Consider the following 26,325-nt stretch of genomic DNA (forward strand, 5'->3'; position numbering starts at 1 on the left):
AGCGGTGATGACGCAGGTGCACGTGTCCGAGGCCGGGCAGGAAATCGACAAGCTGCTGGCGCTTCACCCGAAGGGCTTCGACCTCTCGCTTGACCGGATTACCCGGCTTCTCGATGTCCTCGGCAATCCGCAGGACAGGCTGCCGCCGGTCATTCATGTGGCGGGCACCAACGGCAAGGGCTCGGTCACCGCCTTTTCCCGCGCCATCCTGGAGGCTGCGGGTCTCAGCGTTCACGTCCACACATCGCCGCATCTGGTCAATTGGCACGAACGTTACCGCATCGGTCAAAAGGGCGGGCGCGGCGCGCTGGTCGGCGATGCTGTTCTGGCGGACGCTGTGCGCCGCGTGGGCGAAGCCAATGCCGGGCAGATGATCACGGTGTTTGAAATCCTGACAGCCGTCACTTTCGTGCTGTTTGCCGAGCATCCCGCCGATGCCGTCATCATTGAAGTCGGTCTTGGTGGACGCTTCGATGCGACGAATGTCATCAAGAACCCTGCCGTTTCGGTCATCATGCCGATCTCGCTCGATCACCAGGCCTATCTTGGCGATCGCGTCGAACTGATTGCCGCCGAAAAGGCCGGGATCATGAAGCGCGGCTGCCCGGTGGTCATCGGTCACCAGGAAGAAGATACCGCACGCGACGTGCTGATCTCCATTGCCGAACGGCTGAAATGCCCACTCTCGGTCTATGGCCAGGATTTCATGGCCTATGAGGAGTTCGGCCGTCTGGTCTATCAGGATGAGTTCGGCCTTGCCGATCTGCCGGTGCCGCGCCTGCCTGGCCGCCATCAATATGCCAATGCTGCCGCCGCGATCCGCGCCGTCAAGGCTGCCGGGTTCGATATATCCGATGCCGTCATAGACAAGGGGCTGGTTACCGTCGAATGGCCGGGACGCCTGCAGCGGCTGACGGAAGGCAATCTGGCACGTCTGGCACCAGTGGGATCGGAAATCTGGGTCGATGGCGGGCATAATCCAGGCGCCGGCCAGGTCATCGCCGAAACCATGGCCAATCTCGAAGAGCGTGACCCGCGGCCGCTGTTCATGATCATCGGCATGATCAACACAAAAGACCCCGTCGGCTATTTTCAGGCGTTCAAGGGCCTGGCCGAACAGGTGTTTACCGTGCCGATTCGCGGCTCCGACGCTGGAATAGATGCGGTCGCGCTGGCCGACGATGCCGCTTCGGCAGGTTTCGAGGCCGGCGCGATGTCTACGGTGGCCGAAGCTCTTGCCGCCATCACGGCCATGTTCGACGACGATCCCGTCGCCCCGCGTATCCTGATCGGCGGTTCGCTCTATCTGGTCGGCGATGTTCTTTCCGATAACGGCACGCCGCCGAAATAACGGCGCTGCAGCGCCCCATTCATATGTCTGAACAGAGAAAATCAATGCAAGACGATCATCCCGAACTGCCAGATGGCTATTCCCCTGTCCCGGCTGGCAAGGTCGCCAATGTGGTGACGTTCCTGGAAATGCGGGAACGGCCAACAGGCGCGGCCAACGCACCTGAATTGCCCCTGACGCTGGTGCGGCTCGGTCCGCAGAACCTCGATATCTACCGGCGCCTGTTTCGCGATGTCGGCGAGGACTGGCTATGGGGATCGATGCTGGGCGTCGGCGATGACGAGGTGCGCGGCATTCTCGCCAATCCGCTGATGGAAACTTACACGCTGGGCGATGGTGACCGTGATATCGGCCTGCTCGAACTGGATTTTCGCACCGCCGGCGAATGCGAGGTCGTCTATTTCGGCATCGTCAAGGGTGCGATCGGCAAGGGCACGGGCCGTTTCCTGATGAACCAGGCGATCACCAAAGCCTTCGCCCATCCGATCGAGCGGTTCTGGCTGCACACCTGCACCTTCGATCATCCCTCAGCGCTCGGCTTTTATCGGCACCTGGGCTTCAAGCCCTACAAGCTCATGGTCGAGATCCATGACGATCCGCGTCTGATCGGCCTTTTGCCGCAAACCGCCGCTCCGCATGTGCCCTTGCTGGAGAAAGCCCAAAGCGGGAAATGAGCCTGCAGAAACGAAAAAAGCCCGGTCTCCCGGGCTTTTTGATTCCATCCGGAATTCATTTACGCAGCGGCGTTGGAAATCCAGGAGGTCAGGGCTGTCTTTGGTGCAGCACCGACCTTGATATCGGCAACTTCGCCGGCCTTGAACATGGCGAGGGTCGGAATGGAACGCACGCCATACTGGGCGGCGATTTCCGGGTTCTCGTCGATGTTGACCTTGGCAACCTTGACCTTGCCGGCCATTTCAACGGAAATTTCTTCCAGGCTCGGAGCGATCATCTTGCACGGGCCACACCATTCGGCCCAGAAATCCACGATGACAGGCTCGACGGAGTTCAGGACTTCGTCCTGAAAATTGGAAGTATCGACTTTTACGGTAGCCATAGGCTGCTCCTTGGTTTCGAAATCGGCGTTCTTCGAACGGTTGTCCATCATGTGATGGTTGAGCGTCAGCTTTTCAATCCCATTCCTATCTCACTTTGTCGCGAGCTCCACAAGGCTTGCATCCAGCATCGCCGCCGGCAGGGTGAGCACGGTAGGGCCGCCGGTGTAGATCAGGACACATTGGATGGTGTGATCCGGATAAAGCGGCTGCAGCAGCGCGCGGTAGATGGCGAGCTGCGCCCTGTAGACAAAGGGAACCGCCTCTGCAGAGGGAGGGATTTCGCGGTTGGTCTTGAAATCGGCAATAAGGACGGTTTTTTCCGAGACGGCCAGCCGGTCGATCCGGCCGGAGACCGCAAAGTCCTTGGGCCCCAGCTTGAGCGTCCCCATGACGGACACTTCAGCGCGGCTGCCTTCGGAAAACAGCGTTGAAAGTTCGGGATGCTCGATCACCTTCAGGACCGATTCGGTCAACGCCTGCCGTTGGGCGATCGGCCAGCGTGGAACGGAACGAAGCAGATAACGCTCGGCCGCAGCCTGGCGTTCGCCCAGTGCGATCGATGGCAGTACCTGCAGGAAGCGATGCAGGATCGCGCCGCGCAGCAGGGATGTGTCGGCGCTGGGCTTTTGCGAGAACAGGGCGGAACCTGTCATGGCTCCGTTCTCGTCCTCATCGATCACAGCGCCCGCGCCGGAAGGGCTGAGCGGCCGTGGCAGATGCTTTTGCGGCGGCAGGGGTTGCAGGAGCGCCGGTGGCAGGCCGCCGCGTTGAAGCTCGGAAGGCTGCATGTCCTGTTCGAGCGTCTGAAGCTCGCGGCCGGACGTGGACACCTGCCAGCGATAGCCGGTCCATTCCTGGCCGCCGGCTGAAAACGTCATCGGCGCACTGCGGCCGCGTTCATCGGCCGAAAGGCTGGCCGTGACCATGGCATGCCAGCTTTCCGGATTGGCGCGTTTGCCCTGATAGCCGCAGACGATCAGCCGGTCGGCGGCTCGCGTCATCCCGACATAGAGCAGCCGCCGGTATTCTTCCTCGGCCGCCGTCTTCAAGCGGTCCGTATCCCCATCCACCAGCAGGTTCGATGCAGCGCCCGGCGGACGCCAGACAGGCAGGGCCATGGCGCCCTGGTGGTCATCCTGCTTGATCATGCGCAGGCCTGACACATGCTGGGAATTGAACGCCTTGCCACCGCCATCGACAAGGAAGACCACGGGCGCTTCCAGTCCCTTGGCGGCATGGACCGTCATGATGCGGACCTCGTTGCGTTCCTTGTCCTGTTCGCGCTTGACCGTCGGCGCTTCCATTTCCAGCCCGGAAATAAAGGCCTGCAGGCCGGGCAGACCGTTCTTTTCATGGTCGAGCGCAAAGGTCAGGAATTCGTCGAGGATATCGCTGACCTCGGTGCCGAGCCGTCCAAGATAGGCGGCGCGTCCACCATCTTGGCCAAGAATCTGCGCGTAAAAATCATGCACGGGCAGGGTGCGCGACAGCGATTTGTAGCGCTGCAGCTTGCGCAGGACGGGATGATAACGGCTCGTCTCGTCCGCGCCGGAATTCAGAAGATTTTTCCAGACGCTGACGGCGGGCGGCCGGCCCACCGCCAATGCGGCGATATCGTCTTCGCCCAGATTGAACAGCGGGCTCTTCAATACCGCAGCCAGCGACAGGTCGTCCGGTGGCAACAGCACGAAGCGGCCAAGCGCCATCAGGTCCTGCACGGCGATATGGTTGGTCAAAACCAGCCGGTCGGCACCGGCAACGGGGATGTTCTGCCGTGTCTTCAGGGCCCGGGTCAGCGCGTTGACGAAAGCGTCGCGTTTGCGCACGAGCACGATGACGTCGCCCGGCTGCATGGGCCGCTTGACGCCCTTTTCGATTACCGTTTCGTGGCCGATCCAATGGGCGAGCGTGGCGGCAATGCGCTGCGCCAGGATATTGGCGGGTGCGTCTTCCCGCGTTGCGTCAAAGGCTGCCGTCCAGTCGTCTTCCTGGATGCTGTCGGCTGGCGCAATCGCATCCCAGACCTCGACGACACCGGGATGGCCGATGCGGTTGGATGCGTGCACCACGGCGTCATTGCGGGCGCTAAGGCCACGCGCATGAAGCGGATTTTCGAACACGGTGTCGACGGCCGAAAGCACATCCTCGGTGGAGCGGAAGGAGAGCTGCAGCCGGATCGGGCTGAAGGCCTTGCCGCCATCGCGAACCCGCCTCTCGGTCTCGATGCTCTCGTTGGAAAAGCGCTCGGGCCGGGCGCCCTGAAACGAATAAATCGACTGTTTCTCGTCGCCGACGGCAAACATCGTCCGGTTGCCGCCGCGCGCCGTTTCGCCGGAGAAGAAATCCTCGGCCAGCGACTGGATGATCGTCCATTGCACCGGGCTCGTGTCCTGCGCCTCATCGACGAGAATATGATCGATGCCCTGGTCGAGCTTGTAGTGAACCCAGCGGCTGACATCGCCCCGTGAAAGGAGCGTTGCGGTGCGGTTGATCAGGTCGTCGAAATCCAGCTGGCTGCGGCTTTTCTTGATATCCTCATAGTCGCTATTCAACCGGTCGGCGAGCACCAGGGCTGCCTTGGTGGCCTCGAACATCGATATCAAGTTGAGCCGGTCGGTGGCGGTGGTAATATGATCGCGGGCCGCGTTGACCATATCTTCCAGATCCGGCGCCTTGTCGCGCATGCCCTTGGACAGAAAGGCCGAATCGGCTTTCGGCTTGCCCGCTTGGGTGAAAAACAATCCGTTCAGTGCTGTGTAGCGCTGCAGCGGGTCTGTGAGCTTGGACACTGCGCGCAGGCCATCGGCAAAATCCGTAACCTTGGCCCCTCCGGCTGAAAGCGCCATGCTGATATAGCGTTCGAGTGCTGCTCCGTTCAAACCCTTCAAAGGCCAGAATCCGGCTAACGCAGTGTGTGCGGTCTCATCTGGCCCGAGGCTCAGGGCCAGGCGAAGCGTTGGATCGATGCCCCTCTTGTTGGCAGCGTCATCGAGAAATACCTGGATCGGCGTGCGCTGCGCAACAATGGCCGAGAGCAGTTTTTCAAGGCCGGTATCGTCGGCAAGGTCGAGCACCGTCGCAAAGGCCTCGGTCAGTTCGCGGTCATCCTCGCTTGCGGTGGCCGTCAGCAATGCGCGCCGGGCATCGGCCAGAAGCGTGGCCGAGGCCCGGTCGTCCAGCACCGAGAAGTGGCCGGCAACATTGGCCTCCAGCGGAAACTGATGCAGGAGCGCCTCGCAGAAGGCGTGGATCGTCTGGATCTTCAAGCCGCCGGGTGTTTCCAGCGCGCGCGCAAACAGCCGGCGGGCCTCCTGACGTTTCAACAGATCAGGTCTCTCGCCCTCGATCGCGGCGATCCGGGCATCCAGGGCGTCGTCGTCCAGCGTTACCCATTCGGCCAGCCGCTCGAACACGCGGTTGGACATTTCTGATGCAGCCGCCTTCGTATATGTGAGGCACAGGATCGCCGAGGGCCGGCAACCGGACAGCAGAAGCCGGATAACGCGCTGTGTCAGCACATGCGTCTTGCCGGAGCCAGCATTGGCAGAAACCCAGGCGGAGCGGGCGGGGTCGGAGGCGAGCGCCTGTTTGGCCGAAGTCCAGTCCAGCCAAGCCTGCGGCGTCGGCTCCAGTGGGCCGAAATCGTCATCCTTCATGGACATCATCCTCGGCTTCGGCCGTCGCCCATTCCGCAACGCGGGCCAGATGGTCATATTCGCCGCCGTAATCGCGTTCCTTCTGCACGATCAGCCGCGAGGCAAAACCGTATTTGCCGCTCATCAGGGCAGCGAGAAGTCCCGTCAGCTCTTTCAACGAATCCTCGGCTAATTGTTCAGCCGACTTGGTCTCGACATTGGCGCGCGCCTTGGCCAGCTCATTGTTGACCTCCTGCACGGCAAAGCGTTCGCCGGGTTTCAACCGCACATAGACGAGCGACTGCGGCTGTCTTGTCCCCGCTTTCTGAAAAGCCCCGGCCTTGAGTGCTGCCGCCTCCAATGCCAGCTGCGGATCGAGCAGCGCGCGAGCCTCGTTGATCGAAGGGTTTGATCCCGTCTTGTAATCGACGATCACGGCGCTTCCGTTGCCGAGAATATCGATCCGGTCGGCGATGCCGGTCAGCTTGATGCCGGAAACCCCGAGCTCCATGGATGCGTAGAGTTCGGTAAAGCTCTGGCGGATATCGCCCTTTCGGCTGATTTCCCAATTGATAAAGGCCTTGCCGACTGCAGCAAAGCGCGGTCGCCAAACGATATCGATATGGGCAGGCAGCGCCTGTTCGTCGAAAGCTTCGTTGAGAATCCGGCTCATTTCCGTCTGTGCCTGTGGCGAGGCCGCGTCCAGCCCGGCGCGCACAAAACGCTCGACAATCTTGTGATACAGCGTGCCGCGCTCGGCAGCGCCGGGATCGCGGTTGAAGGGATCGATCGGCTGCAGGCGCAGGATACGCCGCGCGTAGACGGCATAGGGGTCCCGCCGTAGCCGGCTCACTTCGCTAAACGAATAGCTGCGCGGCTGATGTTCCGCCGATGGCTTCGGTTCCGGCCTCTTGGCCAGCGGCTGGGTGACGCCCTGATCCAGCATACCCGCCCATTGCTGATAATCGCGCCCGTTATCCCGCAAAGCCGCCGCAAAGGGCTTGCCGCCGACGGCCAGAAGCCGCTGTAGCCAGCGGGAAGCAACCGTTGGGGTTGCGCCCTTGCGCATGGCGCGGGTCAAGATGAGTTTGCGCGTGCCGCACGCCATTTGAAAATCATGGGCGAGCTGGCCGATGCGCCGCTCCGGCGGTTCAAGCCCCATCGTCGTCTTCATGGTTCGCGACAGGAAGGGATCGTTGGCGGTCTGGCCAGGCCAGGTACCCTCGTTCATACCGCCGAGAACGACGAGATCGACGCTTTGCAGGCGCGATTCGAGCGCGCCGAAAATGAACACGCGCGGATGACGCATCGAGCGCGGCTTGATCGATTCGCTCGCGGACAAGGCTTCGACAATATCGCTCCATTGCGGCCCGTCCGCCGTCAGCTGGCCTTCTGTATCGATAACCGAGCGCAGCTGCGTCGCCAATGCTTCGCCGGCTTCATCAGACCACAGACCGGCGAGGCTGCCATGCTCGTCGATAGCAACCGCCTCCAGCGCAGTTCCGGTCTTCTCTGCCCATTGCGACAGCGGCAGGGCTGCGGTCAGCCCCCGTCCGCTTCGGTGGTGGCGCACCAGCGTGCCCGCCAGAGGCTCGGCTGCCGCAGCAATACGCCGGGCGAGATCGCGGGCCTGCTCGATCGCACCATCGTCGATCTGGCCGCGCCATTCCGGCAGGTGTTTCTTGCCGATTTCATGCTGCAGCGTCTGGTCGAGAAGAGCTTCAAGCTCGGAAATATCGGCGCTGCCGGTGCCGCCGCGCAGCGCCATCAGCTCCAGCGTCGTGGCCGCCGCACCCATCGCCTCGGAGGACAGGCCGAAACGGGCGAGCGGATGTTTGAGCAGCGCCACGATCGACACGGGATCGCCCGGCCGCAACGAAGCCTCAAGCAGCAGGCGCGTCAGGCTGCCCGGTCCGGTGGACGAAAGCGGCGTTCCGGCGGAATCGTCGGCCTCGATGCCGAAGCGCATCAGTTCCGCCGCCACCCGGCGGGCAAGGTCGCGATCGGGCGTGATCAGCGCCGCCTGGCTTTCGTCGTTATCATGCAGCGCGAGGCGAAGCGCGATCGCGATGGCCGTAGCCTCCTCACGCTCGTTGGCCGTTTCGATCAGGGCCGCATCGGCAAAGGCGGCGGTCAGGCGGATTGGATCGACGTCGCCGCGCAGGGCCGTCCAGCTGCTGGTCGCCTGCACCGGCAAAAGAGCGTGTGACATCAGCTCTGCCCGGTAATCGAGATCGGGCTGCGAGGCGCCGAGCACCGCAACATCCTGGCGGGAAACGTCCATGCGCTTCAGCAAGCGGAAGAACCCGTATTGCGGATGGCTGCGGCTTGCCGCGTCCGGCCGGCCGCTCAGCATTGCCGTTTCCGGGGCGATCATCATCCATTCGGCATCGCTCATCGTCTGGTCGAGACCGGGCAGGACGATCGTGCCGTTTGGCAGTTTCTGGACTGTGGCGATCAGCTTGGCGGTTGCCGGAATGGAACCGGTGGAGCCGGCAATGATGATCGGGCCGGTCACCTTGCCGCTGGCAATGCGTTGGGCCTCGGCTTCCAGAATGGCGTTGCGGTGGCGGGCGGGCGAGGATTGCTTCAGCTCCTCCAGCCGCGCCGGCCAATAGGTGCTGGCAATTTTCAGGAAGGCCAGCGTCAGCTGCCACCAGAGCGCATGGTCGGCATCATCGAGCTTGTCGAGCGCGTCCCAGTCCAGCTCTTCCGTTTCCATCGCGTCGATGATCTCGGAAAGATTGCGCGCCAGCCAGATGGCATCGGCGGGGCTTGCTGGAGCAATCAGCGGGCTTTCCGCATGCACATCGAGCACAGCCTTCGGCAGCTGGTTTCGCCAGGCCAGGATAAGGCAGCCAAGCTCGATCAGCCGGGCGATGTTGGGCAAGGGCGGCGCGAGATCGAGGATCGCCGGGATTTCGGCGTCAAAAAAGCCGCTGTCATCATCGGTTTCGCCCAGTGCCCGGATCATCGGCAGGATCGCCGAGCGGCCGCCCAGGCAATCGACCAGTTCGGAGCGCAGCACGCGGGCCGAGCGCCGCGTCGGCACGAAAATGGTCACGCTGGCCAGCGATAGTGGATCGGCCGTGTCATAGCGAAAACCCGGGACCAGATCGCCGGAACACAGCTTTTCCACCAGCGTCTTCAGGAAGGGAAGGCCGGGTGGAATGGTGAAGACGTTGGAGACAGGGTCCGTCACGTCATCCGGCTCCTGTTGAAAACTGCTGGATGGCGTCTTCGGCCTGGCCAATTGCTTCCGGCGTTCCAACCGTCAGCCAGTGGCCTTCGAGAATGATGCCGAAAAGCCTGTTCCTTGCGATTGCCCGATCGAAATAGATGTTCAGGTTGAAGGCACCCTCCGGCGCGTCCGCAAAAAGGCGGCTGTGGAGGGCGATGGCGCCGGCATAGACGACGGGATTGTCCATGCCGTCCTTGTAGCGCGACAGGCGTCCTTGCGGATCAAGCGAGAAATCCAGCTTGCCATTATGGCCGGTCGTGTCTTCGTTGCGCACGCACAAGAGCGCCATGTCCATGGTGCCGGGGTCGAAGAAGGATGCGAGCCTGTCGAGATTGGACGGAGAACCCGGCTTTTCGCCAACCCAGAACAGATCGGCATTCATGACGAGGACCGGTCCCTTCGGTAACAGTTTCAATCCCTTGACCAGGCCACCACCGGAATTCATCAGCGCAGCGCGTTCGTCGGAAATCACGATGCTTGGCCGGCTTCGATCGGCCAGATGCGCTTCCATCTGATCGGCGAAATGATGGACGTTGACCGCAGCGGTGGTCACCCCTGCAGCCTCAAGGAGATCGAGCACATAGTCGATCATCGGCTTTCCCGCGATCGGAACCAGCGGTTTCGGCATGGTGTCGGTGATGGGGCGCAAGCGGGTTCCAAGTCCCGCAGCGAGCACCATGGCATTTTTGATGATGGGCATAGCAGCACGGATTCCACTGAAGCCTTGGCCGCTGATTCGGCCTAAAGGATTCCAGCCTTTATGCACCAATCGCGCAAGGGTGCGAGCGCTTCGTGTTGAAGCGCCACCTCAAGATAGGAAAATGTGCGCGGCATATGCTTCATATAGAAGGGCTTTCCGTCGCGCTGCATCAGCCGCACCCAAATGCCAACAAGCTTGCAATTGCGCTGTGCCGACATCAGGTGCCAGTCGCGCCGGAACAGCGTCTCGTCAAACGCGCCGAGCGCATTGCGTTCCGCGCAGTAGAGCGACAGCATTATGTCGCGCAGGTCCGGTTCGATCGTGACGCGGGCATCCTGCGTGATCGAGGCGACGTCATAGGCGGTCGGCCCGATCATCGAATCCTGGAAATCGATAATGCCGATGCGCTCGAAGCCGGAACGCTCGCCGCGCCAGATGATATTGGGTGAATGGAAGTCCCGGAGCAGCAGCTTCTTTTCCGAGGACGCCATGAGATCGATCAGCTGGTCCCAGACGGCGAAATAGCCGGTGCGCTCGGTGTCAGATGCTTTTTCGCCGCGCTTCCAGGGCAGATACCAGTCGAGCAGCAGGCTGGTCTCGATCTTCATCGCCCTGCGGTCGAAATCAGGGATGTGGTGGGTGATGGTTCCGAGCGATATGTCCCGCGTCACCGGCTGCGCATGCAGATGGGCAAGGACACGCACGCTTTCCAGGTAGCGCTCAGCGATCGGCCGCCCGTCCGCATCCAGAATACCGTCGCTGCCGAGGTCTTCGATCAGCAGGATGCCGGCATCAAGATCGCTTTCATAGATCTCCGGTGCGCAAAATCCCTTAGTCCGGATATCGCTGTCGATGGCGACGAAGGGGATGACGTCCTCGGCCAAATGCGCCAGCTGCTGGTAATATTTGCCGTCCTGAAGAATGGGCCCCGGCGTATGACGTGCCGAGTCCATCAGGATGCGGACCGGCTCGCCCGCAACGAGAATGCGTTCATAGGCGCGCGCCGACGCGTCTCCGCTCAGATGCCGACGTTTGGCATGGCCATATCCGCGCTCCCTGAGAAAGGCGCGGATGGCAAGGCTGCGTTCGATCCGGCTAAGGGCGGCGGCTTCGCCGGCGATCGTGACGGTACGCCCATCACCGAGATGCGAAAACGTGGCGGTTAGCCGTGATTTCGGCAATGCCGCCAGCGCATTTTCGGGCCATTCCACAAGGCAGATACCGTCCGACAGGGCCTCATCAAACCCCAGCTCATCGAGCTCCGAAACATCGGCGAGGCGATAGAGATCGAAATGCGAAACCGGAATGCGCAGATCATAGGTCTGCACCAGCGTGAAGGTGGGGCTTGGAACCTCCAGCGCCTCATCGTCGGCCATGGCACGCAGAAAGGCGCGGGCCAAGGTGGATTTGCCGGCGCCAAGATCACCCGAGAGCGCCAGGCAATCCCCTGCTTTCAGGGCCAGCGCCAGATCTTCGCCAAGCTCGATCGTGGCTGCCTCATCCTGGAGCGTGAGCTCGATCCCTTGCATTATTCCGCCGCAGCGATTTTCGGCAGGTCGCCGGTTGGGATGCGGCAGGTCACTTCCGTACCTTCGCCTTCGCGGCTGCGGATTGAGACTGTGCCGTGATGCAGGCTGACAAAACTTTCAACGATCGACAGGCCAAGACCCGCGCCGCCGTGCTGGCCATGGCTTTCGAAGCGCTTAAACACGGTATCGAGCACATCCTGCGGAATACCGGCGCCATTATCGGTAACGCTGAAAACAAAATCGCTGCCTTCGCGGCGGCATTTCAGGCTGACCATGCTGCCATCCGGGGCAAAATTGGCGGCATTGGTCAAAAGCTTGATGAGGATCTGTTTCAGCCGCTGGTGATCGGCAACGAACAGGCCCAGCATATCCGGCGTATCGATCTGCAAGGTGACGGCGCTTTCCTGAAGCCTGTCGGCCATTTGCAACGATACTTCATCAAGGAAATCCGTCAGGTTGATTTCCGACAGATCAAGCTCGACGATCCCGGCATCGACGGTAGCCAGATCGAGGATGTCGTTGACGATCGTCAAAAGCAGCGAGGACGAGGTCGAGATATGCTCGACATATTCCGCCTGCCGTTCGGTCAAGGATCCGAAAGCCGGCGTTTTCAGGAGATCGGCAAATCCGATGATATTGGTGAGCGGCGAACGCAGCTCGTAGGAGACGTGCTGAACGAAATCATTCTTCAGATGGTCGGCCATCCGCAAGGCATCGTTTTTTTCCGTCAATGCGCGCTCGACCCGCGCGCTGTCGGTAATGTTGACGAAGGTCAGCATTGTCTGGGCGTTGGGCAGCGGAATGACGGCGAAATCGAGAATCAGCCCGGTGCGCAGCTCCAGAATGCCCTGGCAGGACGGCCGTTCGTCGTCGAAGCTGGTGATGAGATGCGAAAACTGTTTCCAGCCATCCGGCTGATCGTAGGATGGCGCGCAGGCCTGCTCGATGGCGCGGATATGCGTTCCGGGCTTGGCCTCGGTCTCCGTAACGCCCCACAATGCGCGAAAGGCCGGGTTGGACAGCTTGATGCGGCCGTCGGGGCCGAACACGGCGACGCCTTCCGAAAGGTGGTCGATCGTCTCGCCCTGGACCTGAACCAGCGTGTTGTAGCGGGTTTCCAGATCCACCTTTTCTGTCAGGTTCTCGAACACCCAGGTTGCTCCGCCCTGCGGGCGGGCGGTGGCGAAAACGCGCAAGGTCTGGCCGTTGGGCAGGTGCCAGAGGTCGGATTGCGTCTCGATCGCCTGATAGACGGCGAGCGCTGAATCCTTCCACTGCTTCCAGTTCAGCTGCTCCGGCAGCTTGCCGGCGGCGCGCAGCCGGTCGAGGATCTCGCCATTGCCCGGCTTGCGCTCGAGGAAACCCATGTCGAGGTCCCATAGCCGCTGGAACGCCTGGTTGTAGAATTGCAGCTGCTGGCTGCCATCGAAGATCGCCACCGGCGTTGCCAGATGATCGAGCGTTTCGGCGTGGCTCTTCAGCGTCCGGTTCAGCTCCTCGCGAACGGCCTCGACGTCGGAAACGTTGATCGCCATGCCCGCCGTTCCGCTGGTGCTCTTGGTATCCACCACATCGTAGAATGTCCGGTTGCCGCGCACCACGGTGGAAACCTTTTCGCGATACGGCGAATCATAGGTGCTGATGACCCGAATTTTTTCGCGTGCCACTGTCGCTAGAAGTTCGCGGGCCTCCTTGACGGCGCCGGAGGGGTCGTTTGCCTCAACCGCCTCGGCATAGGCGTCGTTGACCCAGAGGAGCGCGCCATCCGGCCCGCGCTGCCAGACAGGCAGGTCGATCGCATCAAGCAGCGTATGCAGATTGGACAGCGATCCGTGCAGCCGGTCGCGCTCCATCTTCACTTCCGCAAGCTCGGCGCGCAGATTGTTCAGCGCCACGAACCGGACGAAAGCGCGTCCGCCGGAAACGCGGCCCTGGGCTTCGATGATTTCGCTGCGGCTGGTTTCGACGACGAGGTCAAAGCTTTCGGCATGCGAGCGCAGCAACTCGATGGCTTTTTCCAGCTCGGATGCCGATTGCGACTTGATCCAGCGGCCAAACGCCAGGAAGTCGCGGTCGTCCTGCGGCGCACCGGTCTCGGCAGGCAGTTGGCCTAGAAATTCCGGCTTGTTCGACTGGCCTTCCCAAACGACGATACGGCGGTTCTTGTCGGCAATCAGGGCCTGGAAACGTGAAATCCGGTGGTTGGCATCGGCGAGCGCCGTGTTCAGCTCGCGATTGTCGGCCTCCATATTGCCGCGCTGGCGGATCAGCCAGATGGCCGACAGCATGGCTGCCGAAATTACGCCGATGAGGAGGGAAAAGGTAACGACTTCCGAGGAGCCGAACAGGTTGGCGGTCGCCGCACCCTCGACCGCTGCACAGGCAGGGCCGGCAAAAGCCACCAGCGTCGAGCTTGCCATGAACCGTCGCAGCAGAGACGGAATCCGGCCGCCGGCGCGTTTCAAAGAACCTGTTTCCATGGCGTGCTTCCCCGTTTGCACCACACATGACCGGTGTGCCGGGAAACCCGAATCACATGATCATATGTGTATTCAATACCTTGAAGCGTGCCCCGGCCTTTCGGCTGGGTGCGTTCAGGGTCATTCGTCCGGTTGCAAATCGCCACGCAGTGCTAAATCGAAATCCCACTGACGCGGGCCTCGTTCAATTCCGATTGCAGTCCGGCATGTCTTCGTCTGTTTGCCGCCTCAACGACAAGACATCCCATCCGCGACGCGTCTGTTCCGCATCTTCGTCACGAATCATTGTGCCAAAAACATACGCCTTCGGGGAATCCTCGGGAAGGGCGGAGCAAAAAAAGAGGCCGCGATCTCCTGTCAAGATCGCGGCCTCTATATGTTGTGGATTATCCGGGTAAGGACTAGTAGCGGTAGTGTTCCGACTTGAACGGGCCCTGCGGCGTCACACCGATATAGCCGGCCTGTTCTTCCGAAAGTTCGGTCAGCCTGGCGCCGAGCTTGGCCAGATGCAGACGGGCGACCTTCTCGTCGAGATGCTTAGGCAGGATGTGAACGCCCTTGTCATATTGCTCGCCCTTGGTGAACAGCTCAATCTGGGCCAGAACCTGGTTGGAGAACGATGCCGACATCACGAAGGACGGATGGCCGGTTGCGTTGCCGAGATTGAGCAGGCGGCCTTCCGACAGAAGGATCATGCGGTTGCCCTTGGGGAACTCGATCAGATCGACCTGCGGCTTGATGTTGGTCCATTTCAGGTTGCGCAGTGCGGAAACCTGAATTTCATTGTCGAAATGGCCGATATTGCCGACGATGGCCATGTCTTTCATCTCGCGCATGTGGTCCATGCGGATGACGTCTTTATTGCCGGTCGTCGTGATGAAGATATCGGCGGAGGATACGACGTCTTCGAGCTGTACGACTTCAAAGCCGTCCATGGCAGCCTGCAGGGCGCAGATCGGATCGACTTCCGTCACCTTGACGCGGGCGCCGGCGCCGGAAAGCGAAGCGGCAGAACCCTTGCCGACATCGCCGTAACCGCAGACGACGGCAACCTTGCCGGCCATCATCACGTCGGTGCCGCGGCGGATACCGTCAACCAGCGATTCCTTGCAGCCATACTTGTTGTCGAACTTCGACTTGGTCACCGAATCGTTAACGTTGATGGCCGGGAAGGGCAGAAGGCCCTTGGCATGCAGCTGGTAGAGACGGTTGACGCCGGTGGTGGTTTCTTCCGTCACGCCCTTGATGGCATCGCGCTGTTTGGTGAACCAGCCCGGCGAAGCGGCCAGGCGCTTCTTGATCTGGGCGACGAGGATTTCCTCTTCTTCCGATTCCGGCTTCGACAGCACATCTTCACCGGCTTCGGCGCGGGCGCCGAGCAGGATGTACATGGTGGCGTCGCCACCGTCATCGAGGATCATGTTGGAAACGCCGCCATCGGCCCATTGAAAGATCTGGTCCGTGTAGGTCCAGTATTCTTCCAGGCTTTCACCCTTGACCGCAAAGACCGGAACGCCGGTGGCAGCGATCGCGGCTGCAGCGTGGTCCTGCGTCGAGAAGATGTTGCAGGATGCCCAGCGCACATCGGCGCCGAGTGCAGTCAGCGTTTCGATCAAGACGGCCGTTTGGATGGTCATGTGCAGCGAGCCGGTGATGCGGGCGCCCTTCAGCGGCTTTGCAGTGCCGAATTCCTCGCGGCAGGCGATCAGGCCCGGCATTTCGGTTTCGGCGATGGTGATTTCCTTGCGGCCAAAATCGGCAAGGCCGATATCCGCAACCAGATAGTCGTTTGTCGTGCTCATGAGATACTCCGGGCTGGTGCCGTGAACGGCGTCCTGACATTTTGGCAGGGCCGGGCAGGGCGCACTTAGAATTCGCGCTTCCCACCGTCAGCAGGAAGTTTGTTCCTCAATTATCAGGAAATGCGAAAAGGAGCAACAGGACATAAAGAAGTCTTTATATCTTTATGTCTCTTGCCCAGCCAAGGTCAGATTTCTTCGCCGAACTTGTCGGCAACCAGAGCGTCGAGGGCATCAAGCGCTTCTTGCGCCTGGCGGCCGCTGGAGGTGACGGAAACCGAGGAGCCGGTGCTGGCGGCCAGCATCATCAGGCCCATGATAGAGGTGCCGCCGACCGTCATGCCATCCTTCGAGACATGGATTTCGGCATCATAGCCCTCGACCGTCTGTACGAACTTGGCGGAGGCGCGGGCATGCAGGCCACGCTTGTTGACGATCAGAAGGTCGCGGGAGAGCGTCATGGCCTCAGTCCCGTTACTTGCCACTGAGAACACGGCTTGCGACATTGATGTATTTCCTGCCTGCTTCGGACGCTTCGACGAGGGCCTTGTCCATATCGCTTTCGCCACGGACGCCGGCCAGTTTGATCAGCATGGGAAGATTGACGCCGGCAATGACTTCGACGGTGCCGCTTTGCATGACCGAGATCGCCAGATTGGACGGCGTGCCGCCGAACATGTCGGTCAGGATGATCACGCCATTGCCTTCGTCGGCGGCGAGAACCGCATGCAGGATGTCCTGCCGGCGCTGATCCATATCATCCTCGGGGCCGATGCAGACAGTCTCGATTGACTTTTGCGGACCAACGACATGCTCCAGCGCATGACGAAACTCTTCAGCCAGCTTGCCGTGTGTGACAAGCACAAGTCCGATCATGGTGTCTTCGCTCCAACTGCATCTGCAAATCTAAGGATGGTCAGATATCGCAATGCAGCAATTCCGTCCACCTTTAGGGCGGCCATCTTGGCAAGGAAAAGGCGAATGGCAAGTTAAAAATCCGCAATTACTGCCTTAAGAAGCATCATTGTCCTTGAAAATTGGCATTTTGAGGCAAAATAAGCCGCAGAATTTCAAAGGAATTCAAGCCTTCGCCAAAGGGAAGCCGGTACAGCGGTAAAAAATCGCCGGAGGGCAAAGAAAACTGCTCGTTTTCCGGCGCCAGACGCGGTTCAAACGGCGATTTGACCGGCAAAATGGCGAAATCGATGACAGCCGCCGGGATGGTCTCGACAGCAATGATGCGTGAACCGCGGATTTCGGCAAGGCCGGCAATCGAGGCCGGGCGACGGGCGATAGCGCGTCCATTGTGCCTGGACATCAGCACCTGGTCGTCCGAGACGAGGGCTGCAAACAATCCGCAATGACGTGCCGCCGCTATGCAGGAGAGCGCCAGCATCGTCTTGCCCGAACCGGACGGTCCGACAAACAGAAAGCCGCTGGTTCCGATCACGGCGGCGGTCGCGTGAACATTGACCGCCGGGTTCGTCACGCGTGGTTCTCGATCGGAAGCGACAGGATGAAGCGGGCGCCGGTGATCTTGCCACTCGCATCCATCATGTTCTCGGCCTTCAGCGAACCGCCATGGGCCTCGGCGATCTGGCGGGAGATGGAGAGACCGAGACCCGAGTTCTGGCCAAAATCCTCACCATCGGGACGGTCGGTGTAGAAGCGTTCGAAAATCCGGTCGATGTCTTCGGCCTGGATACCGGGCCCGTTATCCTCGACATAGATGATGCAGCGGCTTCGGGTTCGGGTCAGCCGTAGCATGATGCGCCCGCCTTGGTCCGGAACGAAGGAACGGGCATTCTCGATCAGGTTCGTGATGATCTGGCCGATGCGCAATTCATAGCCGCCGACATCAAAGCGCGCCTTCGGATTGTCCTTGCGCTCGACGGCGAAACTCATCTCGACGATCTTCTTGCCGCTGCGGATCTGGCGCGACAGATCGACAAGGCCGCCGAGCAGTTTTTCCAGGTCCACTGCCTTCGCATCGCTGCGGGCAAGCTCCGCATCGAGCCGGGAAGCATCGGAGATATCGCTGATCAAGCGGTCGAGACGGCGCACATCATGCTGGATTACGTCCATCAGCCGCTTCTTGGAATCGTCGGTGCGCGCCAGCGGCAGCGTCTCCACGGCACTGCGCAGCGAGGTCAGCGGGTTCTTCAGTTCGTGGCTGACATCGGCGGCAAAATTCTCGATGGCGGCAATACGGTCATAAAGCGCCGTGGTCATTTCGCGCAGCGCAACGGACAGGTTGCCGATTTCATCCTGGCGCGACGAAAAATCCGGAATTTCCTCGCGCTCCTTGGCGCCGCCCCGCCGCACCCGGATGGCGGCGGCCGACAGGCGCCGCAGCGGGTTGGCGATCGTGCTGGAAAGCAGCAGCGACAGGATGACGTTGACGAGGGCGGCCACCCCGAACACCCGGATGATGGCCAGCCGCTCGGCATGAACGATCTTGTCGATATCGCCGGCCTGCGTCGACAAAAGCAGCACGCCGAGAACCGCGCGGAAACGCTGGACGGGTACGGCGACGGAGACGATCAGCTCGCCCTTTTCAGTGACCCGCACGACGGCGCCGCGAACGCCGGTCAGCGCATTCATGACTTCGGGATAGATCGCGCCGTTGCCACCCGGCGGCTCCTTGTAGAGCGGCAGGTTGCCCGGCTGCAGCACCCGGTTAAACCAGGAGTTCAGCCGTTCCGACCACGTCACGGCCTCCGGCTCGATCGGCGGCAGGTCGAAGCGCAATACCTGGCCGCCGGTATAGAGATGACGCGAATCCAGCAGGAGGTCGGCATCGGCGTCAAACAGGCGGGCACGGGTGCGGGTCGGCGATATCAGCCGCCGCAGCACCGGCGCCACACGTTCCTGGTTGATCGGGAATTCCAGATCCTCGTCGCTCGGCAACGGCGTGATGCTTTGGCCCGCCTGCAGTTCAAGAAGCTTTTCGGGATCGATGGTGATCGAATTGGTATCGACGGAGGCAGATGCCGCGATCGCGCCGGCGATGATTTCGCCCTGCGTCAACAGGCTTTCGACGCGCGCATCGATCAGCCCTTCGCGAAACTGATTGAGATACATGATGCCGCCGACGAGGACGACGAGCGCGACGAGATTGAAAAACAGGATCCGGCGCGTCAGGCTGGAAAACACGGCATTGCCGAAGATGCGGCGAATCAGCGTGAACGGATGCGCCCACTTGCGGCCGGAAGCCGCCCGTGTTTCGCCCTCATCCAAATCGATATTGCGCAAGACTTCGACCAAGCCTTCAACTCCCGCTTTCGCGGCCCCTGTATGTCAATGGCAACAACTGCCGTTCAATGGCAGCAACTGCCGTGCAATGGCAGATTTGCCTGCCGTCCGCCGGAGGGCGGAATGGAGATCACGCTTGCGTCTCTCCTGGCGCGGAGCCGTACCATACAGCTCAACCCAAGGCCACGCCAGATTGCACGAAGGGCAATGCCCGGCGTGGCGGGCAGACCAAAGTCAGCCTCAGGCGGATTCGCGGAAGCGGTAGCCGACGCCGTACAGCGTTTCGATCATGTCGAAGTCGTTATCGACCATCTTGAACTTCTTGCGCAGCCGCTTGATGTGGCTGTCGATGGTGCGGTCATCGACATAGACCTGTTCGTCATAGGCGGCGTCCATCAGGGAATCGCGGCTCTTCACCACGCCGGGGCGCTGCGCCAGGGAATGCAGAATCAGGAATTCGGTGACAGTCAGCGTCACCGGCTCGTTCTTCCAGGTGCAGGTGTGGCGCTCCTGGTCCATCGACAGCTGGCCGCGCTCCAGCGAGCGGGCCTGGATGTCGGCGGCACTTCTGGCGGCGCCGGCACCGGTGCTTGCAGCGGCGGCTGCCTCCCGGTTGGCCGAGCGGCGCAGGATCGCCTTGACGCGCTCCACCAGAAGGCGCTGCGAGAAAGGCTTTGTGATGAAATCGTCGGCACCCATCTTCAGGCCGAACAGTTCGTCGATCTCCTCATCCTTGGAGGTAAGGAAGATCACCGGAATATCGGATTTCTGCCGCAGGCGGCGCAGAAGCTCCATGCCGTCCATGCGCGGCATCTTGATATCGAAGATTGCGAGCTGCGGCGGCCGCGCCAAAAGACCGTCGAGAGCCGAGGCACCGTCGGTATAGGTTTCGACCTTGTAGCCTTCCGCCTCCAGTGCGATCGACACTGAAGTCAGGATATTCCGGTCGTCATCGACAAGTGCGATCGTCTGCATCGTATAGGGCTCCACCATTTCGCTGCGCCTCCGAGGCCGGCCCGGTTTTCCGGGGCTCTGCTGCGGTCAGAGGCGTTTCATGAGTATAAAGGTGGAACAAATTGTGGCGAAGTAAAATGCAAAAGCAACGGGCATGACGCCAAGCGGGTGTTTCCGGCCAAAAATCGGCACTTGAAAAGCTTAATTTCAACCGATTAAAAAAGCGATATTTTCTTTTAAATCGATTAATATACTGATATCATTGTATTTTTTACGACAGCAATCTTGTCTTTTCTCCGTTCTCCTTCTATGGTCCCGCATCTCAAACGTTCTGTCGGCAAACCACGGAGGAAAGCTGGACCATGCAGGAACTCGGCATTCGCAACCCATCCCTTGGGCTGGAATCAATCGGTTTCACCAACCTGGACATGGTTCGGTACAACTTTGGCACCGCTGAACTCTACGAGGAAATCCTGCGCCGCGGCGAAGCGCAGCTGACCGCCGACGGTGCTGTGCGCGCCTTGACCGGCCAGCACACGGGCCGCTCGCCGAAGGACAAGTTCGTCGTTCGCGATGACACGACCGCCGATGAAATCTGGTGGGACAATAACAATGCGATGTCGCCGGAGCATTTTGCCGTGCTGCATCAGGACATGCTCGACCATGCCAAGGGTAAGTCGCTCTATGCGCAGGACCTGATCGGCGGCGCCGATGCGGAAAACGCGCTTGCGACCCGCGTCATCACGGAATTTGCCTGGCACTCCCTGTTCATCCGCAATCTCCTGATCCGCCCGGAAAAAGCAGAGCTCGCCGCCTTCACGCCGAAGCTGACGATCATCGATCTGCCGGACTTCAAGGCCGATCCGGCCCGCCACGGCTCGCGCACCGAAACGGTGATCGCCTGCAACTTCTCCAAGGGCATCATTCTGATCGGTGGCACGTCCTATGCCGGCGAGATGAAGAAGGCCGTCTTCACCATGCTTAACTACCTTCTGCCGGCCAAGCGCGTCATGCCGATGCATTGCTCCGCCAATGTTGGCCCCGACGGTGACGCAGCCGTCTTCTTCGGCCTGTCCGGCACCGGCAAGACGACGCTGTCGGCCGATCCCAAGCGCACGCTGATCGGCGACGACGAGCATGGCTGGGGCGAACATGGCATCTTCAATTTCGAAGGCGGCTGCTATGCCAAGACCATCCGGCTGTCGGCGGAAGCCGAACCGGAAATCTTCGCGACCACCCGCCGCTTCGGCACCGTGCTCGAAAATGTGGTGCTCGATGAAAACCGCAAGCCGGATTTCAACGACGGCTCGCTGACTGAGAATACCCGTTGCGCCTATCCGCTGGATTTCATCCCGAATGCCAGCAAATCGGGAACGGCCGGACATCCAGGCACGATCATCATGCTGACCGCCGATGCCTTCGGCGTCATGCCGCCGATCGCCCGCCTGACACCCGATCAGGCCATGTACCACTTCCTTTCCGGCTACACCGCCAAGGTCGCTGGCACTGAAAAGGGCGTGACCGAGCCGGAAGCAACCTTCTCGACCTGCTTTGGCGCCCCCTTCATGCCGCGTCATCCATCGGAATACGGCAATCTGTTGAAGGCGCTGATCGCCGAACACGGCGCCAATTGCTGGCTGGTCAATACCGGCTGGACCGGCGGTGCCTTCGGTATTGGAAGCCGCATGCCGATCAAGGCGACGCGTGCGCTGCTTGCGGCGGCCCTCGACGGGTCGCTTGCCTCGGCCGATTTCCGCACCGACAGCAATTTCGGCTTTGCCGTGCCGGTTGCGGTCCCGGGTGTCGATAGCAGCATCCTCGATCCGCGCTCGACCTGGAGCGACGCCGTCGCCTATGACGCGCAGGCCCGCAAGCTCGTTGATATGTTCGTTGCGAACTTCGCCAAGTTCGAGAGCCATGTCGATGGCAGCGTGCTCGATGCGGCGCCGGGCGTGAAGCTCGCAGCCGAATAAGCAAGCCCTCGCAGAGGGTTGCAGACCATGATTCACGTGAAACCCGGCGCGAAAGTGCCGGGTTTTTGCGTGGCTGTCCTGTTCGCGCGTTTTCAAGTCCGCCATCCTGTGAGATAGAGCGATGGAAGGATGAAACACCATGGCCAGCGATCCGCTCTACATCAACGACCGCATTGTCATCGCCGGCTGGGAGCTGACGGAGCAATTCGTGCTGGCCGGCGGTCCCGGCGGCCAGAATGTCAACAAGGTCTCGACGGCGGTACAGCTGTTCTATGGCATCGCCGCCTCGCCGGCCCTGCCGGAGCGGGTGCGCGACAATGCCATCAAGCTGGCCGGCCGCAAGGTCTCCAAGGACGGCGTGCTGATGATCGAGGCAAGCCGTTTTCGCAGCCAGGAGCGTAATCGCGAGGATGCGCGCGAGCGGCTGAAGGAGCTGATACTCAAGGCCGCCGAACCGCCGCCGCCGCCGCGCCGCAAGACCAAGCCGACCAAGGGATCGATCGAACGCCGCCTGAAGGAAAAGACCGGACGCGGCGAAGTCAAGAAGATGCGCGGCCGTCCGGAAAACGATTGATCGCTGCAATTTTCATCCGGGCCTTGTTTTTTCCGCATCACTGCACTCTGTTAGGGTTGAAGAAACCCGCAAAAGGAGATGCGCCATGGGTCTGTTCAGCTTTATCAAGAATGCCGGCAAGAAGCTCGGCATCGGCGGCGATGACGATGCGCCGGATGTCGAAGCGGTGAAGAAGGAACTGGCGTCCCACGATCTCGGTACCGACAAGGTCGATGTGGCGGTCGAGGGCGACAAGATCGTGCTCAAGGGCGTGGTGAAGGACCAGTCCGCCTTTGAAAAGGCCGTCGTTGCGGTGGGCAATACGCTCGGGATTTCAAAGGTAGAAGCGGCCGACCTGAAGGTGGCCGATGGCGCAGCCACGCCCGCAGCAGCCAAGGACCCGGTCTTTTACACGGTGAAGAAGGGCGACAATCTCTGGAAGATCGCCGAAGCGCAGTATGGCAAGGGCAAGGGTGCGAAGAACACCGTCATCTTCGAAGCCAACAAGCCGATGCTGACCCATCCGGACAAGATCTATCCGGGCCAGGTCCTGCGTATTCCGGCTCTCGATCAGGCCTGATCATGAAAACCGCCGGCGCAGTTTTGTCGATTGCCGTTGCCGTCATGATGATGGCAATCAGCGGGCCTGCGCTGGCTATGACGTTCCGCGAGCCCGCCAAGGGCTCGGTGGAGCGGGCGGCCATCATGGATACCTTGCGCCCCGCCGTCGAGGCGGAGATGCGCGGACCCGTCGAATTCGTCGTCACCACCATCCGGGTGACGCCCAACTGGGCCTTCGTGCAGGTCGAGCCGCAACGGCCGGGTGGCGGCGCGATCGATCCGGAGGAGACCGGCTTTGCCGGGGAGAGCGATATGATGGATGGTCTGACGGTCTATGGCCTGATGGGCTTTCAGGCCGGCCGGTGGAACCTGATCGATCATATGGTCGGGCCGACGGATGTCGGCTATGCCGATTGGCAGCAACGCTATGGCGTCCCGGCTGCCCTGCTCGGGCTGGAATAGGCTTTCCGATGCAGGTTCTGCCAAAGGGCATCCGGCATATTCCCGGTTTTCTCGACCGGCCGCGCCAGGAGGCCCTCGTCGAAAGCATCCGCGCGATCGTGGCCGATGCCCCGCTCTACGTGCCGGTGATGCCGCGCACCGGCAAGCCGATGTCCGTGCGGATGACCAATTGCGGGTCTCTCGGCTGGGTAACGGACAAAGAGCGCGGCTATCGCTATCAGCCGCTGCATCCCGTCACCGGCAAGCCCTGGCCGGCAATACCCGATGCGCTTCTGGACATCTGGCGCACCGTCTCTGGAACCTCCAAGGAACCCGAGGCCTGCCTCGTCAATTTCTATGCCGACGACGCCCGTATGGGCCTGCACCAGGATCGTGACGAAAAAGACCTGGAAACGCCCGTCGTATCGATTTCGCTTGGGGATAGCTGCCTGTTTCGCGTCGGCAATACCGAGCGCAGCGGCGGAACGCTGTCGTTCAAGCTGTCGAGCGGCGATATTGTCGTTCTCGGCGGCGAGGGGCGGCTCGCCTTTCATGGCGTCGACAAGATCTACCCGAACACATCGACGCTGTTGAAGAAGGGCGGCCGGATCAACCTGACGCTCCGCCGCGTCACCCTTTAAAGCGTTAGAGCTTGCGCAGCGCCACCGTCTCGGTGAGGTGGTTGGGGCCTTTCTGCAGGATCAGGTCGGCGCGCGGCCGCGTCGGCAGGATGTTCTGGCGCAGGTTCTTCAGGTTGATGTTCTGCCAAAGCCCTTCGGCGATCGCCAGCGCTTCGTCCTCGCTCACCTGCGCATAGCGCTTGAAGAAGGATTCCGGATTGCGGAAGGCCGTCTGGCGCAGGCGCATGAAGCGGTTGACATACCAGGTGTGGATCAGGCTTTCCTCGGCATCAATGTAGATCGAGAAATCGAAGAAATCCGAGACCATCGGCACGATCTTGCCATCGGCCGGCAAATGGCGCGACTGCAGGACGTTGATGCCCTCGAAAATCAGAATGTCCGGCCGGTCCACGACCTGGAACTGGTCGGGCAGCACGTCATAGGTCAGGTGCGAATAGGTTGGCGCCTGGACATTCGGCTGCCCAGCCTTGATCGCCGACAGGAAGCGCAGGAGAGCGCCGATATCGTAGCTTTCCGGAAAGCCCTTGCGGTCCATCATATTGTCCCGCAGCAATGTCGCGTTGGGATAGAGGAAGCCGTCTGTGGTCACCAGATCGACCTTCGGGCTCGATGGCCAGCGCGACAGGAGCTCGGCCAGAATACGCGCCGTGGTGGATTTGCCGACGGCGACGGAACCGGCAATGCCGATGACGAACGGGGTCTTGGCATCGTTCGACATGCTGAGAAACTGCTGGCGCTGGGCAAACAGCCGTTGCGAGGATTCCACATGGGTGGACAGGAGACGCGACAGCGACAGATAGATGCGCCGGACCTCGCTCAGATCGATCGGGTCGTTCAGCGACCGCAGCCGCTGGACCTCATCGGCCGACAAGGTCAGTGGCGTATCGGCCCGGAAATGTGACCATTCCTCGGCGGAAAAGAACCGGTAGGGCGAATAGTCCTTATTGTCGAAATGATCCGGAATATCGGCCGGCGCGATCTCTTTGGCGACGATTGTCATGACGTGTCTACCGGCTTGCCTTTTCCTGGAGCCCGGACTGGCTTGTCCGCCGCTCAAGTTCGTTCATCACATCCTGCAATGGAATGTCAGCAATTTTCAATACGACCATAAGATGATAAATCAGATCGGCGCTCTCCGCGACCAGGTTGGCGGGGTCGTTGCTGATGGCGGCGATCACGGTTTCCACCGCTTCTTCGCCCAGCTTCTTGGCCGCCTTTGCCTGTCCATGGGCTACCAGTTTGGCGGTCCAGGATTCGTCCGGCGAAGCCTTGGCCCGCAAGGCAACGATCGCTTCGAGATCGGAAAGGCTGAAATTGCTCATCTGTCTTCTATCCTGAGGCTCAATCGAGCCGCATGGCAATGCCATGCTCTGCCATATAGCGCTTGGTTTCGCCGATACTATAGGTGCCGAAATGGAAGATCGAGGCCGCCAGCACCGCCGTCGCATGGCCGTCGCGAATGCCCTCGACCATATGATCGAGCGTGCCGACGCCGCCGGACGCGATGACCGGGACGGACACACGGTCGGCAATCGTGCGTGTGAGCGCGATATCGTAGCCAGCCTTCGAGCCGTCGCGGTCCATCGAGGTGAGCAGCAGCTCACCGGCGCCGAGCTTCACCATCTTTTCAGCAAAGGTGACGGCATCGATACCGGTCGCCTGGCGGCCGCCATGGGTGAAGATTTCCCAGCGGTCGTCCTCGCCGGGTTGCGACACTTTCTTGGAATCGATCGAGACGACGATGCACTGGTTGCCGAACTTGTCGGCCGCTTCGGCAACGAAATCCGGATTGCTGACGGCAGCCGAATTGATCGACACCTTGTCGGCACCAGCCAGTAGAAGCTTGCGGATATCGGCCACACTGCGCACGCCGCCGCCAACGGTCAGCGGCATGAAGCAATGATCGGCCGTGCGGGCAACAACGTCGAAGATCGTGTCGCGATTGTCCGAAGACGCGGTGATGTCGAGGAAACAGAGTTCATCGGCACCGGCCGCATCATAGGCCTTGGCCGATTCGACGGGGTCACCAGCATCGATCAGATCGAGGAAACTGACACCCTTGACGACACGGCCGTCCTTGACGTCGAGGCAGGGGATAACGCGGGCTTTTAAAGTCATGGCGCTTTTGCTACTTTTACGTGCTTTTCGAAAGGT

The 26,325-nt window shown here is 60.9% G+C and carries 22 protein-coding genes; 7 read left to right on the forward strand and 15 right to left on the reverse strand.

The features are described 5' to 3' along the window. Positions 1–7: 7 nt before the first annotated feature. Positions 8–1,351: a folylpolyglutamate synthase/dihydrofolate synthase family protein gene (locus ASD32_RS22785; protein WP_060640318.1), complete on the forward strand. Its 1,344-nt coding sequence runs from the start codon at positions 8–10 to the stop codon at positions 1,349–1,351. Positions 1,352–1,395: 44 nt separating this feature from the next. After that, entirely contained in the window at positions 1,396–2,025 is a 630-nt protein-coding gene (locus ASD32_RS22790; RefSeq protein ID WP_060640319.1) for a GNAT family N-acetyltransferase, read from the forward strand. A 59-nt stretch (positions 2,026–2,084) separates the two neighbouring features. Here the strand turns inward: ASD32_RS22790 and trxA are convergent, their stop codons facing one another. From trxA to ASD32_RS22850, 12 genes are all read right to left on the reverse strand, one after another. After that, a complete protein-coding gene (gene trxA, locus ASD32_RS22795; RefSeq protein WP_060640366.1) occupies positions 2,085–2,408 on the reverse strand; it encodes a thioredoxin in 324 nt (107 codons plus the stop codon). Between the two features lie 90 nt (positions 2,409–2,498). Then, positions 2,499–6,065, reverse strand: coding sequence for a double-strand break repair helicase AddA (gene addA / locus ASD32_RS22800; RefSeq protein WP_060640320.1), 3,567 nt, complete (start codon positions 6,063–6,065; stop codon positions 2,499–2,501). After that, positions 6,055–9,246: a double-strand break repair protein AddB gene (gene addB, locus ASD32_RS22805; RefSeq protein WP_060640321.1), complete on the reverse strand. Its 3,192-nt coding sequence runs from the start codon at positions 9,244–9,246 to the stop codon at positions 6,055–6,057. The genes addA and addB overlap by 11 nt, the downstream gene beginning before the upstream one ends. A 1-nt stretch (position 9,247) precedes the next feature. Then, entirely contained in the window at positions 9,248–9,985 is a 738-nt protein-coding gene (locus tag ASD32_RS22810) for a nucleotidyltransferase family protein (RefSeq protein WP_060640322.1), read from the reverse strand. 41 nt (positions 9,986–10,026) lie between these two features. Further along, a complete protein-coding gene (gene tsaE / locus ASD32_RS22815) occupies positions 10,027–11,514 on the reverse strand; it encodes a tRNA (adenosine(37)-N6)-threonylcarbamoyltransferase complex ATPase subunit type 1 TsaE (protein WP_060640323.1) in 1,488 nt (495 codons plus the stop codon). Then, the gene (locus ASD32_RS22820) at positions 11,514–13,994 is read right to left on the reverse strand and encodes a PAS domain-containing sensor histidine kinase (protein ID WP_060640324.1); all 2,481 of its coding nucleotides are present in this window, start codon (positions 13,992–13,994) and stop codon (positions 11,514–11,516) included. Before ASD32_RS22820 ends, tsaE begins: the two co-directional genes overlap by 1 nt. Positions 13,995–14,395: 401 nt before the next feature. Beyond that, positions 14,396–15,796 carry an adenosylhomocysteinase gene (gene ahcY, locus ASD32_RS22825; protein WP_060640325.1) on the reverse strand — a complete coding sequence of 467 codons (1,401 nt, stop codon included), beginning with the start codon at positions 15,794–15,796 and terminating at the stop codon, positions 14,396–14,398. Positions 15,797–15,981: 185 nt separating this feature from the next. Then, positions 15,982–16,254: an HPr family phosphocarrier protein gene (locus ASD32_RS22830; RefSeq protein ID WP_060640326.1), complete on the reverse strand. Its 273-nt coding sequence runs from the start codon at positions 16,252–16,254 to the stop codon at positions 15,982–15,984. A 13-nt stretch (positions 16,255–16,267) separates the two neighbouring features. Then, positions 16,268–16,669 carry a PTS sugar transporter subunit IIA gene (locus tag ASD32_RS22835; RefSeq protein ID WP_037096714.1) on the reverse strand — a complete coding sequence of 134 codons (402 nt, stop codon included), beginning with the start codon at positions 16,667–16,669 and terminating at the stop codon, positions 16,268–16,270. 145 nt (positions 16,670–16,814) lie between these two features. Continuing rightward, a complete protein-coding gene (locus tag ASD32_RS22840; protein ID WP_060640327.1) occupies positions 16,815–17,282 on the reverse strand; it encodes a serine kinase in 468 nt (155 codons plus the stop codon). Beyond that, positions 17,279–19,060, reverse strand: a complete 1,782-nt coding sequence (locus ASD32_RS22845; RefSeq protein WP_060640328.1) for a sensor histidine kinase — start codon at positions 19,058–19,060, stop codon at positions 17,279–17,281. Before ASD32_RS22845 ends, ASD32_RS22840 begins: the two co-directional genes overlap by 4 nt. 228 nt (positions 19,061–19,288) lie before the next feature. Beyond that, complete coding sequence (locus ASD32_RS22850; RefSeq protein WP_200953636.1) at positions 19,289–20,023, reverse strand: response regulator transcription factor; 735 nt, start codon at positions 20,021–20,023, stop codon at positions 19,289–19,291. Positions 20,024–20,364: 341 nt separating this feature from the next. On the opposite strand from ASD32_RS22850, the gene ASD32_RS22855 reads away from it, so the two are divergent. From ASD32_RS22855 to ASD32_RS22875, 5 genes are all read left to right on the forward strand, one after another. Next, on the forward strand, positions 20,365–21,975 hold the full coding sequence (locus ASD32_RS22855) for a phosphoenolpyruvate carboxykinase (RefSeq protein ID WP_060640330.1): 1,611 nt from the start codon (positions 20,365–20,367) through the stop codon (positions 21,973–21,975). Positions 21,976–22,114: 139 nt separating this feature from the next. Further along, positions 22,115–22,549 (forward strand): alternative ribosome rescue aminoacyl-tRNA hydrolase ArfB, encoded by a 435-nt coding sequence (gene arfB / locus ASD32_RS22860; protein WP_060640331.1) that lies wholly within the window; start codon positions 22,115–22,117, stop codon positions 22,547–22,549. Positions 22,550–22,634: 85 nt separating this feature from the next. Further along, positions 22,635–23,108 carry a peptidoglycan-binding protein LysM gene (lysM, locus tag ASD32_RS22865; RefSeq protein ID WP_060640332.1) on the forward strand — a complete coding sequence of 158 codons (474 nt, stop codon included), beginning with the start codon at positions 22,635–22,637 and terminating at the stop codon, positions 23,106–23,108. A gap of 2 nt (positions 23,109–23,110) precedes the next feature. Beyond that, on the forward strand, positions 23,111–23,551 hold the full coding sequence (locus ASD32_RS22870; protein ID WP_060640333.1) for a hypothetical protein: 441 nt from the start codon (positions 23,111–23,113) through the stop codon (positions 23,549–23,551). An 8-nt stretch (positions 23,552–23,559) separates the two neighbouring features. Next, positions 23,560–24,171, forward strand: coding sequence for an alpha-ketoglutarate-dependent dioxygenase AlkB (locus tag ASD32_RS22875; protein WP_060640334.1), 612 nt, complete (start codon positions 23,560–23,562; stop codon positions 24,169–24,171). A gap of 4 nt (positions 24,172–24,175) precedes the next feature. Here ASD32_RS22875 and coaA read toward each other — a convergent pair whose 3' ends face one another. From coaA to hisF, 3 genes are read right to left on the reverse strand one after another with little or no spacing between them, the layout of a single operon-like run. Further along, positions 24,176–25,171, reverse strand: coding sequence for a type I pantothenate kinase (gene coaA / locus ASD32_RS22880; protein ID WP_060640335.1), 996 nt, complete (start codon positions 25,169–25,171; stop codon positions 24,176–24,178). 7 nt (positions 25,172–25,178) lie between these two features. After that, complete coding sequence (locus tag ASD32_RS22885; RefSeq protein ID WP_060640336.1) at positions 25,179–25,493, reverse strand: phosphoribosyl-ATP diphosphatase; 315 nt, start codon at positions 25,491–25,493, stop codon at positions 25,179–25,181. Positions 25,494–25,512: 19 nt separating this feature from the next. Then, positions 25,513–26,289, reverse strand: a complete 777-nt coding sequence (gene hisF / locus ASD32_RS22890; protein ID WP_060640337.1) for an imidazole glycerol phosphate synthase subunit HisF — start codon at positions 26,287–26,289, stop codon at positions 25,513–25,515. Positions 26,290–26,325 lie beyond the last annotated feature (36 nt).

The sequence above is a fragment of the Rhizobium sp. Root483D2 genome (assembly GCF_001426685.1).
GTDB classification, from domain to species: Bacteria; Pseudomonadota; Alphaproteobacteria; order Rhizobiales; family Rhizobiaceae; genus Pararhizobium; species Pararhizobium qamdonense.